The organism is Bacillus sp. WP8, from assembly GCF_000800825.1.
Taxonomy (GTDB): Bacteria; Bacillota; Bacilli; order Bacillales; family Bacillaceae; genus Bacillus; species Bacillus safensis.
The window spans coordinates 420,591-434,365 of the sequence record NZ_CP010075.1; the positions used below are offsets into that span (position 1 = coordinate 420,591).

General features: G+C 39.6%; 11 protein-coding genes. 4 read left to right on the plus strand and 7 right to left on the minus strand.

Annotated elements, in window-relative coordinates; genetic code table 11:
* Nucleotides 1-127: 127 nt before the first annotated feature.
* The 3 genes from QR42_RS02010 to QR42_RS02020 all read left to right on the plus strand — a co-directional run bounded on the left by QR42_RS02010 (nt 128) and on the right by QR42_RS02020 (nt 5,142).
* Nucleotides 128-4,192 (plus strand): isopeptide-forming domain-containing fimbrial protein, encoded by a 4,065-nt coding sequence (locus QR42_RS02010; protein ID WP_039176461.1) that lies wholly within the window; start codon nt 128-130, stop codon nt 4,190-4,192.
* Nucleotides 4,193-4,198: 6 nt separating this feature from the next.
* A complete protein-coding gene (locus QR42_RS02015; RefSeq protein WP_039176464.1) occupies nt 4,199-4,759 on the plus strand; it encodes a class D sortase in 561 nt (186 codons plus the stop codon).
* A gap of 98 nt (nt 4,760-4,857) precedes the next feature.
* Entirely contained in the window at nt 4,858-5,142 is a 285-nt protein-coding gene (locus tag QR42_RS02020) for an AbrB/MazE/SpoVT family DNA-binding domain-containing protein (protein ID WP_039176465.1), read from the plus strand.
* A 40-nt stretch (nt 5,143-5,182) separates the two neighbouring features.
* Here QR42_RS02020 and QR42_RS02025 read toward each other — a convergent pair whose 3' ends face one another.
* The 3 genes from QR42_RS02025 to tcyA are packed head-to-tail and all read right to left on the minus strand — an operon-like array spanning nt 5,183 to nt 7,433.
* Complete coding sequence (locus tag QR42_RS02025; RefSeq protein WP_039176468.1) at nt 5,183-5,926, minus strand: amino acid ABC transporter ATP-binding protein; 744 nt, start codon at nt 5,924-5,926, stop codon at nt 5,183-5,185.
* Nucleotides 5,927-5,938: 12 nt separating this feature from the next.
* Nucleotides 5,939-6,631 carry an amino acid ABC transporter permease gene (locus tag QR42_RS02030; RefSeq protein WP_024424286.1) on the minus strand — a complete coding sequence of 231 codons (693 nt, stop codon included), beginning with the start codon at nt 6,629-6,631 and terminating at the stop codon, nt 5,939-5,941.
* Nucleotides 6,618-7,433 carry a cystine ABC transporter substrate-binding lipoprotein TcyA gene (gene tcyA / locus QR42_RS02035; protein WP_039176473.1) on the minus strand — a complete coding sequence of 272 codons (816 nt, stop codon included), beginning with the start codon at nt 7,431-7,433 and terminating at the stop codon, nt 6,618-6,620. The genes QR42_RS02030 and tcyA overlap by 14 nt, the downstream gene beginning before the upstream one ends.
* A gap of 315 nt (nt 7,434-7,748) precedes the next feature.
* Between tcyA and QR42_RS02040 the strand changes: the two genes are divergently transcribed.
* Nucleotides 7,749-9,182 carry an amino acid permease gene (locus QR42_RS02040; protein WP_039176475.1) on the plus strand — a complete coding sequence of 478 codons (1,434 nt, stop codon included), beginning with the start codon at nt 7,749-7,751 and terminating at the stop codon, nt 9,180-9,182.
* A gap of 104 nt (nt 9,183-9,286) precedes the next feature.
* Here the strand turns inward: QR42_RS02040 and QR42_RS02045 are convergent, their stop codons facing one another.
* From QR42_RS02045 to QR42_RS02060, 4 genes are all read right to left on the minus strand, one after another.
* A complete protein-coding gene (locus tag QR42_RS02045) occupies nt 9,287-10,840 on the minus strand; it encodes an MFS transporter (protein ID WP_039176478.1) in 1,554 nt (517 codons plus the stop codon).
* Nucleotides 10,841-10,924: 84 nt separating this feature from the next.
* On the minus strand, nt 10,925-11,779 hold the full coding sequence (locus QR42_RS02050) for an SDR family oxidoreductase (protein WP_039176481.1): 855 nt from the start codon (nt 11,777-11,779) through the stop codon (nt 10,925-10,927).
* Nucleotides 11,780-11,802: 23 nt separating this feature from the next.
* Nucleotides 11,803-12,870: a mannonate dehydratase gene (gene uxuA / locus QR42_RS02055; protein WP_039176484.1), complete on the minus strand. Its 1,068-nt coding sequence runs from the start codon at nt 12,868-12,870 to the stop codon at nt 11,803-11,805.
* 37 nt (nt 12,871-12,907) lie between these two features.
* Nucleotides 12,908-13,585, minus strand: coding sequence for a GntR family transcriptional regulator (locus tag QR42_RS02060; protein ID WP_039176486.1), 678 nt, complete (start codon nt 13,583-13,585; stop codon nt 12,908-12,910).
* Between the last annotated feature and the right edge of the window lie 190 nt (nt 13,586-13,775).

Here is a 13,775-nt window from a genome sequence, read left to right on the forward strand (position 1 = left end):
TTGTCGAAATTAGTCATTTAGTCATGTTGTTACTTTTGAAATGTTACTGATATTCTTTACCAAAGTGTGGGAGGTGAACTGGTACATACCATTACGATATAAAGCAAGAAAAAGGGGAGGTCAAAAAATGAATATATTGAAAAGAACAAGTCAGTTATTTCTTATTTTGGTGCTGATTATTGGAAATTTATTAACGGTCTCACCAGCTGTTACAAACGCCGCTGGGACGGTTGTTGTGAACAATACGGATTCTTATATTATTGGGAGTAGACCGCTGGTTCTTCAGCAGCTTGATGGAAATAACCCAACAAACGTAAAAGCTAGTGTACAGGTGAAAGGAATCGCTGTAGGTGCAGTGAATGGTGTAGCTGTAAGTGATCGAGAAAATGTTGTATATGCAACTGCAAATGCAACTTCAAATACCGCTAGCCCTATACTATATAAAATAAATGCGACCTCAGGGCAAGCAGAGAGCGTAACCTCATTACCTGAAGGTGCTACTAATGCCGTTGTGTATCAAGATAAATATATATATTCTTATGCTTCTAATGGTGAGTATTTCCTTGGAACGTACGATTTAGTTACGGGTAAAAAAACGGCCAAAAAAATCGTAGGCTATGAGATTGGGTCTGGCGTTGGCGGAGACCTTGTCGTTGATAAGGACGGTTATCTTTGGTTCGCATCCAATGGCAGTGGTGCCATTGCACAAATGAACCCTGATACAGCAGAGGTCATTCGTGTCATTCCAATTAAAAATGCGGATGGTAAAACGATTGACGGAGGCGTTCGGGGAATTAGCTTTTTGCCAAATGGACAAATGCTATTACAGTCAGGATTAAATGAATCCATTGGTCATTCCACTCTTTTTACACTTGATGCGAAAACATTAAGTACAACATATATGGGCACTGTAGGTGATACATTATCTTACGACCTAGCTTCACGTGTAAAACCAGAATTTGATCCATATCCACCAGAGCTTGAATCAGAAAAATCAGTTATCTTACAGAAAAAAGCAGAGGGCAACACAGATGAGAAGCATCCAGAAGTAGGCGATACCCTTCTTTATACAATTAGAGCCAAAAATACAGTACAATACGGCATTCTTAAAAATCTAATCATTTCAGATCAGCTTCCAAGCAGTTTAAGCTATGTTGCAGGCTCACTTAAGGTAGATGGTGCCAGTGTCACAGATGCAAAAGATCAAGACAAAGGTGATTATACAAACGGCACTGTTGCAGGACAAGTAGGTGACGTGAAAGATACCGATTGGCACACTGTGACATTTGAAGCGACAGTAGGAAAAGGTCAGGCAGGCAAGGATATTAAAAATACTGCCAATGTAAAAGGGGAGAACACACCACCAGGCAATCCAACAACAGATATAGAAATCTATCCTCGAGATCCAAAGCTTGAATCAGAAAAATCGGCGGTCTTGCAGAAAAAAGCAGAGGGCAACACAGATGAGAAGCATCCAGAAGTAGGCGACACATTGCTTTATACCATCCAAGCCCGTAATGCTGTTGAAGATAGCTTCATTGAAGATCTTGTCATTTCTGATAAATTACCTCAAGGGTTATCATATGTACCAAATTCACTTCAGGTAGATGGAAATCCAGTCACGGATACAAAAGATGATGACAACGGCGATATAACAGATGGAACTGTTACTGGAACGTTCGGAGAAGTGAAAGATGCGAAGTGGCATACAGTGACGTTCGAAGTGACGGTTAACAAAGGTCAGGCAGGCAAAGACATTCAAAATACAGCGAGTGTCACAGGCGGTAACACACCACCAGAGAAACCGACAACAAAAACAGAAATCTATCCTCGTGACCCGAAGCTAACGTCAGAAAAATCAGCCGTCTTACAGAAAAAAGCAGAAGGTAACACAGATGAGAAGCATCCAGAGGTTGGTGACACTCTTCTTTATACAATTAAAACAAAGAATACGAAAGAAGACAGTCTCGTTGAAAACTTAGTGATCTCAGATGAACTGCCGGAAGGCTTGGCATATGTACCGAATTCACTACAGGTGGATGGAGATACAGTCACAGACGCAAAGGATGACGATAACGGAGACTTTACAAACGGAGCCATTTCAGGACAATTTGGCGACATTAAGGATACAGATTGGCATACGGTGACGTTTGAAGTGACGGTTGAAAAAGGACAATCAGGCAAAGACATTCAAAATACAGCCAATGTCACAGGGGGCAACACACCACCAGAGAAACCGACAACAAAAACAGAAATCTATCCGCGAGATCCAAAGCTTGAATCAGAAAAATCAGCGGTCTTGCAGAAAAAAGCAGAAGGTAACAAAGATGAGAAACATCCAGAAGTAGGCGATACCCTTCTTTATACGATTAAAACAAAGAATACGAAAGAAGACAGTTTGATTAAAGATTTAGTCATTTCAGATCAATTACCAAAAGGACTGAAGTATGTCACTGGATCCCTGCAAGTTGATGGAGAATCCGTCACGGACGTAAAAGACGATGATAGCGGAGACTACACAGATGGAAAGGTTACAGGATCTTTTGGTGATGTGAAGGATACGGACTGGCACAACGTGACGTTTGAAGTAACAGTTGAAAAGGGACAGGCTGGTCAAGACATTCAAAACACAGCTAGCGTCACAGGCGAAAACACACCGCCAGAAGAGCCATCAACAGAAACAAAAATTTACCCTCGTGACCCAAAACTAACATCAGAAAAATCAGCGGGCATTCAGAAAAAGGCAGAGGGCAACACAGATAAAAAGACACCACAGGTAGGCGATACCCTTCTTTATACGATCAAAACAAAGAATCTTGAAGAAGACAGCATCGTCAACAATCTCGTGATTTCCGATGAATTGCCAGAAGGTCTTCAATATGTCGAAGGTTCACTAAAAGTAGATGGACAAGCCGCAACAGATGCAAAAGATGACGATAACGGAGACTATACAAAAGGCACAGTAACCGGTCAATTTGGCGATATCAAAGATACGGACTGGCATACAGTGACCTTTGAAGCGAAAGTCGCAAAAGGCCAATCAGGTAAAAGCATTCAAAACACAGCAAAAGTAACAGGCGAAAACACGCCGCCAGAAGAGCCATCAACAGAAACAAAAATTGATCCAAGAGATCCAAAGCTTGAATCAGAAAAAACATCTGAGATCTCTCAAAAAGCAAAAGGCAATACAGATGAAAAACAAGTACAGGCAGGCGACACGCTCCTTTACACCATCAAAACAAAAAATAGTGTAGAAGACAGTGTCATCAAAGATCTAGTCATCGCAGATAAACTGCCAGAAGGTCTTCAATATGTCGAAGGTTCACTAAAAGTAGATGGACAAGCCGCGACAGATGCAAAAGATGACGATAACGGAGACTACACAAAAGGCACAGTAACCGGTCAATTTGGCGATATCAAAGATACGGACTGGCATACAGTGACCTTTGAAGCGAAAGTCGCAAAAGGCCAATCAGGTAAAAGCATTCAAAACACAGCGAAAGTAACAGGCGAAAACACGCCGCCAGAAGAGCCATCAACCGAAACAAAAATTGATCCAAGAGATCCAAAGCTTGAATCAGAAAAAACATCTGAGATCTCTCAAAAAGCAAAAGGCAATACAGATGAAAAACAAGTACAGGCAGGCGACACGCTCCTTTACACCATCAAAACAAAAAATAGTGTAGAAGACAGTGTCATCAAAGATCTAGTCATCGCAGATAAACTGCCAGAAGGTCTTCAATATGTCGAAGGTTCGTTAAAAGTAGATGGACAAGCGGCCACAGATGCAAAAGATGATGACAATGGAGACTACACAAAAGGCACAGTAACCGGTCAATTTGGCGATATCAAAGATACGGACTGGCATACAGTCACATTTGAGGCGAAGGTTGCCAAAGGATCTGAAGGGAAAACCATTCAAAATATCGCAGTCGTAAGTGGTGAGAATGTAGACGATCCAGACAACCCTGAAAACTCAACAACTGTAGAACCACCGCATAAGCCAGAGGTGCCAGCAAATCCAGATACGCCTACTAATTCAGATACGCCTTCTAGTTCAGAAACGGAGACACCTGGTCATCATCTTCCGAATACTGCAACTGCGATGTACAACCTTTTACTAGCAGGTTTTGCACTCGTATTAATAGGTGCAGCTCTTATCGTCTGGAACAGAAGAAAAAGAAACGGATAACCGGTCATGTTTCAAAAATTCATCTCAGCGATATTAATCATAGCAGGGCTGTGTCTTGCGATTGTAGGATATTTGAATATCGTTGATGGACAAAAAGAAGTAGATCATTCATTTCAGTCTGCACAAGCAGCCATTCAGCAAAAGGGGAAAACAGATTCCCCTTTTGCGCCGCAGACTGGTGAAGCGATTGGGCTTTTGCACATCCCAAAGCTAAAAGCTGAGTTACCGATTGTAGAAGGAACAGATGCAGATGATTTAGCAAAAGGCGTTGGTCACTTTCACGAGAGTTATTTTCCAAACGAGCACGGACAAATCGTTCTATCAGGGCACCGTGATACGGTGTTTAGACGAACAGGAGAACTTGTGAAGGGAGATCAACTGATTATTGAGCTTTCATATGGACGTTTTGTCTATGAAATCGAGAAAACAAAGATAGTGAAGAAAGATGATCAAACAATTATTACGTTACAACAGGAAAAGGAAGAACTTATCCTCACCACATGTTCCCCTTTTTCCTATATTGGTCCTGCACCAAACAGATATATCATATATGGGAAGCGTATTTAGTCACTGGAACAGCCTGCAGATTAACCGATTTGATCGCTTAATCCCTTCATATAGAGGGAATTGTCTATATCATATCTAGTGATGCAGGAGGGGGCAATTTGTTAAATAACGATTATGTTAAATATATAGATAAATTTGGGAGAATTGTTCTTCCGACAGAGATGAGAAAACGGTTGAACATTCATCCGCAAGATTTTATGGAGATTTATCGAGAAGAAGATCAAATAGTGATGAAGCCGTATTGGCAGGACAAACCTTGTATCGTAACAGGGCAAGTGACGTGTTCCAATAAGGTGCTATCTGGTGGTGTGGTCATCAGTCCAGAGGGAGCAAGGCTGCTCCTGCAAGATTTACTGGCGCTTCGCCTGCAAAAAGAGATATAAAAAAAGGCTGTCCTCACCACGTGAGAACAGCCTTTTTTCATCATACTGGATTCAAAATCCGGTTTAAGAATTGTTTTGTTCGTTCTTCCTTTGGTCGTTTGAAGATTTCTTCCGGAGGACCTTGTTCGACAATGACGCCGCCATCAATAAAAATCACTTCGTCTGCTACTTCTTGGGCAAACTTGATTTCATGTGTGACAACCGCCATGGTCCAGCCTTCCTTCGCTAGATCCTTCATGACCTTTAAAACTTCCCCGACAAGCTCAGGGTCAAGCGCAGAGGTTGGTTCATCAAAAAGCATAAGCTCTGGCTGAATGGCAAGTGCACGGGCAATCCCGACACGCTGCTTTTGACCGCCTGAGAGCTGAAATGGATACAGGTCTTTTTTATCCTCAAGACCGACCTTTTGCAAGAGCTGAATGGCTTCTTTTCGAGCCATTTCCTTTGGACGGCGCTGCACCTGGACAGGACCTTCCATGACATTTTCAAGCACTGTACGGTGAGGAAACAGGTGATAATCCTGAAATACCATTCCTGATTTCCGGCGTAGCTTTAGCAGATCAGCTGATTTATTTTTTTTCGAAAAATCAATCGAGAAATCATCGAAGGTAAAGGAGCCGCCATTTGGTATTTCAAGTGCATTTAAACAGCGAAGCATCGTTGTTTTCCCAGATCCAGATGGACCAAGAATGGCCACAACCTGCCCTTTGTTGATCGAAAAATCAATCGACTTTAAAATCTCATTTTCACCAAAGGATTTCTTGAGACCTTTGACTGTTAGCATGTCGTTCCCTCCTTACCTTGCGACATATCGATCAAGTCGTTTTTCAATTTGATGCTGAACGAGCGATAGAATAAAGCAGAATACCCAATAGATGAGGGCTGCTTCCATATAAATAAACAAGATCTGATCCAAGTTCGCCGCAGCAATTTCCTGTGATTTACGGAACATCTCTGCCACGAGAATTTGGGAGGCAAGGGATGTATCCTTCACCAAGCTAATGAATGAATTAGACAGCGGTGGAATTGATACACGCACAGCCTGCGGTAAAATCACGCGGACGAGCGTTTTGCGATGTGTCATCCCAATGGAATAACCTGCTTCCCATTGTCCTTTTGGAACAGACAGGACGGATGCACGGATAATTTCCGACGCATACGCACCTACGTTTAAAGAAAAAGCAATAATGGCACTTGGATATGGATCCAGTGTGATATTAAATGTCGGAAAGAAATAGAAAATAATAAACAATTGCACAAAAAGCGGCGTTCCGCGAACGGCCGACACATAGATGGAGAAAATCCATCTGAGGGCTTTAATTTTAGACATTCTCGCAAGAGCTGTCACAAGCGCGATAAAAATACCAATAATAAAGGCAATGATGGCGAGGGGAATTGTATAATAAATCCCCTGCATCACCATTGGCCAAAAAGATTGCTGAAGAAGATCCCAAGGAATGACGACTCCTAGGATGTTATTTTGTAACATCTTCACCAAACCATTTCTTAGAAATCTTAGCGAGTGTACCGTCTTTTTTCATTTCTTTTAATGCGCCATTCACTTTGTCAACGACTTCGCCGCTGCCTTTTCTGAATGCGAAATAAGTTTCTTGAGGATCTCCTGTTTCAAATGCAACTTTTAGGTTTTTGTTACCGCTTGTTTTCAAGTAATTCAATACAGCCAATTTGTCATTGAACGTCAGATCAGCACGTCCTTGCTGAATCAATTGAATGGATTGCGCAAGACCTTCAACGCCTTCGATCTTAGCACCAGCATCTGTTGCTAGTTTGTTGTAGTTACTTGTTAACGATTGTGCTGCTTTTTTGCCTTTAACATCAGATAGTTTCTTGATGTCGTTGTTATCTGATTTTGTCACAACAATAGCTTGAGATGTCGTGTATTTATCAGAGAAATCGTATTGATTTTCACGTCCAGTTTTCCCAACTTGGTTCGCTACCACGTCAAAACGTTTTGCATTCAGTCCAGCAAACATACTGTCCCATTGTGTTTCTTTGAATTCAGGTTTTAAGTCAAGGCGTTTTGCTACTTCAGTGATGACTTCTACATCGTAGCCAGTTAATTTATCTGTCTTTTTGTCATGGAAAGTGAAAGGAGCATAAGTACCCTCAGTTCCGATGGTTAATACACCTTTATCCTGAATGGATTTCCAAAGGTCTCCTGATTCCTTAGACCCAGATTGTTTATTCGCGTTGTCGCTTGCACCAGATCCACATGCCGTGATCAATGCAACACAAGCGCCTAAAATAATGGCAAAGAACATTTTTTTCATTTTATTCCCCACTTTTCTTGTTGGTATTTACAACATATGATCTTACAGAGAAGCAACCTAAAAGTAAAGCATTTGAAACTAGCTTGAGCGAATCTCACCAACTTTATGCCCGCAACCCATTTCTTTCAAACCTAAAAAGTCATTCAGTTTATTTGTGCGAACATTACTAAAATAAAGACTTTGAGACAGTGACCATAGAAGGAAGCATATTTATTATAAAAGATGTATAATTAGTAGGTTGTTTTGAAAATGGAATGAATCACATGGAGACATGTTTTGATAAACAGAGCATCTTAGAAGAAGGAGGGCATCATTGTGGATGTTGGACAAAATCAGCCTGAACAATTGAAAAGGGCGATGACCTCCCGCCATTTATTTATGATTTCACTTGGCGGTGTCATTGGGACAGGCTTTTTCTTAGGAACGGGCTATACGATTGGACAAGCAGGGCCAGTCGGAGCCGTTCTTTCATATATTGTGGGCGGATTGATCATGTATTTAACCATGCTGTGTCTTGGGGAGCTGTCGGTTGCACTTCCTGTGTCGGGGTCGTTTCATACGTATGCGACGAAATTTGTCAGCCCGGCAGCGGGTTTTGCTGTCGGCTGGATTTATTGGCTCGGCTGGGCGGCAACGGTCGCCCTTGAGTTCTTATCAGCAGGACAGCTGATGAGGCGCTGGCTGCCGCAAGTAGATGTGTGGATTTGGTGTCTCATATTCGGACTCTGTCTTTTCTTATTAAATGCCCGGTCAGCAAAAGCGTTCGGGGAGTCGGAATTTTTCTTTTCTACCATTAAAATTATTGCAATTTTACTCTTTATTGGCGTAGGCGGAGCGGCGATGTTTGGGTTTATTGATACAACGAGCGGTGAACCCGCCCCTTACTTCAGCCATTTTGTGAATGATGGGCTGTTTCCAAATGGTCTGCTGGCCGTTGTGGTCACGATGATTACGGTGAATTTTTCGTTTCAGGGAACAGAGCTGATCGGGATTGCGGCAGGAGAAAGTGAAAACCCTGAGAAAACCGTTCCCCGTTCGATCCATCAAACCGTATGGCGTACACTTGTCTTTTTCGTCTTATCTATTTTCGTCTTAGCCGGTATGGTGCCTTGGAAGGAAGCCAGTGTGCTGCAAAGTCCATTTGTTACTGTGTTTGAGAGAACGGGCATTCCTTTTGCGGCAGACATCATGAACTTTGTCATTATTATTGCTTTATTATCTGTTGCAAACTCTGGCTTGTATGCATCGACAAGAATGCTGTATTCCTTATCGAAGGAAGGAATGGCAGGAAAAGCATTTAGACGCGTCAATCAGCGCGGCATACCGATGAATGCCTTACTGCTCACTTTCCTGTTTACAGGGATTTCGCTGTTATCCGGTTTTTTTGCAGAGAAAACGGTATTTGCCTGGATCGTGTCCATTGCCGGAATGAGTGCCCAGACAGGCTGGATCACGATTACATTATCACAGCTTCTTTTCCGTAGAAAATATTTGAAAGCAGGCGGAAAACTGGAAAACTTAAAATTTAAAACGCCTCTTTATCCGGTGCTGCCAATCATTGCGATTACACTGAATACCATCGTTTTGGTCAGCCTTGCCTTTGATCAAGAGCAGCGCATCGGGCTATATGTCGGCGTACCGCTCATGATCATTGGATATGTTGTCTACCATCGCTATGTGAAAAAGCATCAGGCACAAAGTGAGCCGCTGAAGCTGCAAATCCATGGAGATGATGAGATTCGGTTTTAAAATCAAAAAACACTAAATTTAAGAAATTTAAAAACACCTCTGATATCAATCTGAAGGTGTTTTTTTTTGAAGTGATTCTGGAAGTTCTCAACTAACAACAAAAGTTAGTTCATATCCTGCTGTTTAAAATCTTGTTGTTCAAAATTTTGGAGCTTATTCTGATATCCTACGTTATTATTACCCCAAAGCTTCTCGTAATCCCATCCTGTTAGCGCTTTCAAAACACTTCTTGTTTCATCATCAGCCTGTTCCATTGAACCATTATTCTTTAACCTATTAATTTCATTAATCATAATGGAATGAGTTTTCTTAGATAATTTAAATTTAAATGAAATAACTAAACTAATCCCGACTAGCCCTACAGTTCCGAAAAACAGAATACCTACAATCCCATTTATTGCTGTCGTAGACTGTGTCGTCGCACTTGCAACGAATCCACTTTCCTGTAAAATAACTCCCACCAAGAATGTGGCTAAAGCTGTAGTACTCTTGCGTGTAAACGTCATAATACCTGCAAATATTCCTTCTCTTCTTTTACGAGTGACCATTTCATCTACATCAGGAATGAAAGTGTAAATATTCCATGGTATATAATATAACCCACTCTTTCCGATGCCTAAGATAAAAGAGAAAGCATACAGCGCTATAATCATATAAGTTGGTTGTGTGAAGTATAAAAATATATAACCGCTGATACATGTAATAATAGCAATATAAGATATTTTCAAAGATGGCGCAGGACCTATTTTAATCACGAGCCAACCAAACAATATGGTACATACCATTTGAAGTAATGAACCAATAGATAATAAATCGGCTGCGAGCACTGCATCTTTATTTAAAGAAAACACAACAAAGTAGACAAAGACAGCGTTTAAAATATCCATGGCAGTAAACGAACAAATATACATCGTGAGGTGCTGGCGGAAACTTCTAATTCTAAAAGTAGATGTTAAGTCAATGATGACTTTTTTTATGGATTCTATAGCAGGTACTTTTTCTACACCATCAGGTTCTATCATGTCTTCTTCTATTTTACGTTCCCATGTTGTTCTATGTGTAATTAATAATGCAGCCATAAAAATAAAGGTGAAGATAATTCCATTGTAAAGAAAAACTTGAGGTGAATCTTTTCCGAATATTTCGAATAATCTGCCTGGAATAAAGGTAGCTAAAAATGTTCCTAGTCCTGAGTAGATTAATCTTATTGTTGAGAGCTTGGTCCGTGCATTAAAATCATTCGTCATTTCAGCTCCAAGTGTTTCAAATGGAATTAATACCATTGCTGCAAGGAATTCTAACAAAATATAAACCGTTAAATAGTACCAGTAATTCATATCAGAAATCCAAAGAAGAGAATAAATAACCATCAAAGGGCTTCCAATTAGTAAAAAGAACCTGCGTCGTCCAAATTTTTTCCCAAGTTTTGTACGACCAAAATTGTCAGTGATATGGCCCATAATTGGGCTTGCTATCGCATCAATAATACGAGCAATTGCAATAATAGATCCTGCTTCAACAGGGGTAAGACCACAGTATGTAATGAAAAAATATAACATCCATGCGCCTATGATAGCGAATGCTCCCCCTCCAAATAAATCCATTGTTCCATAACCAATATAATTTTTGAGTGTTAGTTTCCTGTTCTCAGTCTGCATTCTTATTTCTCCTTTCCAAGCCTACTTATAAATTTAAAAAAACATATAAAATAAAGATGTATGACAAGGAAAAAAATAAAAATATTAAACACCTGAATACGCCATAAAACCTCCATCAACAGGAATGGTCACGCCGGTAACAAATGCTGACATATGATCATCAACAAGCCATAATAGGGTACCAAGAAGATCTTCTGGCGTACCAAACCTTCTCATTGGTGTGTTCGAAATAATCTTATGAGACCTCTCTGTATAATCTCCTTCTTCAGTTAGGAGAAGGTTTTTATTTTGTGAGGTTAAAAAGAAGCCCGGTGCAATGGCATTTACTCTAATTCCTGCCTCGGCCATATGAACAGCTAACCATTTGGTGAAATTTTCAATTGCTGCTTTTGCCGCGCTATAAGCAGGCACTTTGGTCATTGGAGAAGGGGCACTCATAGATGACATGTTGATGACAACTGCTCCCTTTCGATGAACCATATTTTTAGTGAAAATTTGTGTAGGAATAAAAGTCCCCATAAAATTTAAATCAAATACATTTTGTACACTATCTGTACTTAAATGAAAAAAAGTATTTACCTTAGGATTAGTAAGGTCGTCTGTTTGAAATATTTCATTGGTTGTATTTGCACTGGAGTGGTTACCACCAGCTCCATTGATCAATATTGTACAATTGCCTAATTCCTCTGTTACAATCTTCTCGGCTTGTTCAACACTCTCTTTATTCAGAACATCACATTTAATCGCAATCGCTTTCCCGCCCATAAGGTTAATTTCTTCGGCTACCTTTTCACCCTTTTCGACTGTTCTATTTAAAATGGCCACAGACACGCCATGTCTAGCAAGTTCCTTTGCCATGGCGCTGCAAAGTACGCCACTTCCTCCTGTTATGACAGCTACTTTACCAGCTAAATTTTTATTTTCTTGTATGTTTACCATGTAGCTTCCTCCTTTGCTTCTTTTCATACAGAATGTTTATTTTGTAAAGCATCCCAAGCTCCCCACAAATACATAATTCCAAGTGCTCTATCATAAAGACCATATCCAGGCCTACATTGTTCATCCCATATGTGTCTTCCATGATCGGGTCTACAATAACCTTTGAATCCGCTTTCATAATAAGCGTGTATAATAGCTGAAACATCTACTGATCCATCTTTTGATCGATGCGATGTTTCAACAAAGTCCCCGTTATCATATACACGTACATTTCTTATATGAGTAAATGGGATTCTATCAATAAATTCGTGAATCATAGAAACTAAATCATTTTCTAAGTTTGCTCCTAAAGATCCTGTACAGAGCGTTATACAATGATGTGGGCTATTATTTAGTTGTAAAATTTTTCTGATGTTTTTTTGGTTAGTTACTATTCGCGGTAGACCAAAGACAGGCCAAGGTGGATCGTCAGGATGAATAGCCATTTTAATATCATGAAGTTCTGCAATTGGAATAACCTGATCTAAAAAATATTTCAAGTTGTCCCATAAATCATCGTCTGTTACATTTCTGTAGGCTTCAAAAAGGTGGTGGAGGTGATTTAACCGCTCTGGTTCCCAACCTGGCATGGTTAAACTGGAGTTCTCACTAATTTTATTTACTAAGTCTTTCGGATCAATATCTTTAATTCGACTATGTTCATAAAATAGAGCTGTAGAGCCATCAGGAAGTGTTTTATTTAAGTCTGTACGGATCCAATCAAATACAGGCATAAAGTTATAACATATGACTTTAACACCGACCTTTGCTAGCTTCTGAATTGTTTTCTTATAATTTTCTATGTATCGATCTCTAGTTGGAAGTCCGAGCTTAATGTCTTCATGAACATTCACGCTTTCAACCACTTCAATATGAAGGTTATGTTTATCAGCTAATTTTTTCATTTCTACAATTCTTTCTAGTGGCCACTCTTCTCCTGCGGGCACATCATGCAGTGCCCAAACAATTCCTTCCACTCCTGGAATCTGCTTTATTTGTTCCAGTGTGATTGTGTCGTTTCCTTCGCCAAACCATCTAAATGTCATCCTCATCTACCATCACCCCTAAAATATAAGTAACAACCTATTTTTATTTAAAATAATTTGGATATTCTTTCTTCAATAATTCTTTATCAACAAGTGCAATTTTCAAATGCTCTTCCATGATTGTTTCAGCTTTATCAGCATCTTGATCTTGTATAGCTTTGAAGATATTTACATGTTGAGAAAAAATATTATCCCAATTATAATCTGTTACTAGCCTTAACATGCGACTCCTATTAAAGTGTACATTCATCTGTTGAATAACTAACCATGTTTTTTCTTTTTTACACCGCTTGAAAATAGTTCTATGAAACTCCTCATCTAATTCAAACATTTTTTTATAATCTTTTTTCTTAACGCAAATTTTTTGCATACTTAAATTCATATCTAAATCATTAATCAACTCTTCAGAAGGTTCCTGACAGGCTAGTCTAATCACTGCCTTCTCGAGATGTTCTCGCATAAACCGTGCTTCCTCCACAAGGTTCAAATCAATTAAAGAAACAAATGTACCTCGTTGAGGGTAGATACTTAATAATCCTTCTTGAGATAATTTTAAAAAGCTTTCTCTTACAGGAGTTCGACTAACATTAAATTGAATGGATATTTCTTTTTCAGAAATATTTGTCCCAGGTGGAAGCTTCAGGCTTAATATTTGATCTTTTAGCATATTGTAAACTTGTTCCCTCGTAGAGAGGTTTTGGTTTTTAAAATCAATATTCATTATTCTAATCTCCTTTCTCTAACATACTACCATACAAGTGCATTAGAATGGTAGACACTAATTTAATTTTTCTGAATATTACCCTGTGAGCATTTATAACTCTTGATGATTCTAACTATGTAAGCCATGATCAATCATAAAAGTGAGGGATATTAAAAAGAAAATTCAAAAAACTATACAAAATTCAAAA

Bases quoted from the DNA above. Each gene is read 5' to 3' on its own strand.
- QR42_RS02010 (WP_039176461.1), top strand. From the start codon at position 128: ATGAATATATTGAAAAGAACAAGTCAGTTATTTCTTATTTTGGTGCTG.
- QR42_RS02015 (WP_039176464.1), top strand. From the start codon at position 4,199: ATGTTTCAAAAATTCATCTCAGCGATATTAATCATAGCAGGGCTGTGT.
- QR42_RS02025 (WP_039176468.1), bottom strand. From the start codon at position 5,926: ATGCTAACAGTCAAAGGTCTCAAGAAATCCTTTGGTGAAAATGAGATT.
- QR42_RS02030 (WP_024424286.1), bottom strand. From the start codon at position 6,631: ATGTTACAAAATAACATCCTAGGAGTCGTCATTCCTTGGGATCTTCTT.
- tcyA (WP_039176473.1), bottom strand. From the start codon at position 7,433: ATGAAAAAAATGTTCTTTGCCATTATTTTAGGCGCTTGTGTTGCATTG.
- QR42_RS02045 (WP_039176478.1), bottom strand. From the start codon at position 10,840: ATGCAGACTGAGAACAGGAAACTAACACTCAAAAATTATATTGGTTAT.
- QR42_RS02050 (WP_039176481.1), bottom strand. From the start codon at position 11,779: ATGGTAAACATACAAGAAAATAAAAATTTAGCTGGTAAAGTAGCTGTC.
- uxuA (WP_039176484.1), bottom strand. From the start codon at position 12,870: ATGAGGATGACATTTAGATGGTTTGGCGAAGGAAACGACACAATCACA.
- QR42_RS02060 (WP_039176486.1), bottom strand. From the start codon at position 13,585: ATGAATATTGATTTTAAAAACCAAAACCTCTCTACGAGGGAACAAGTT.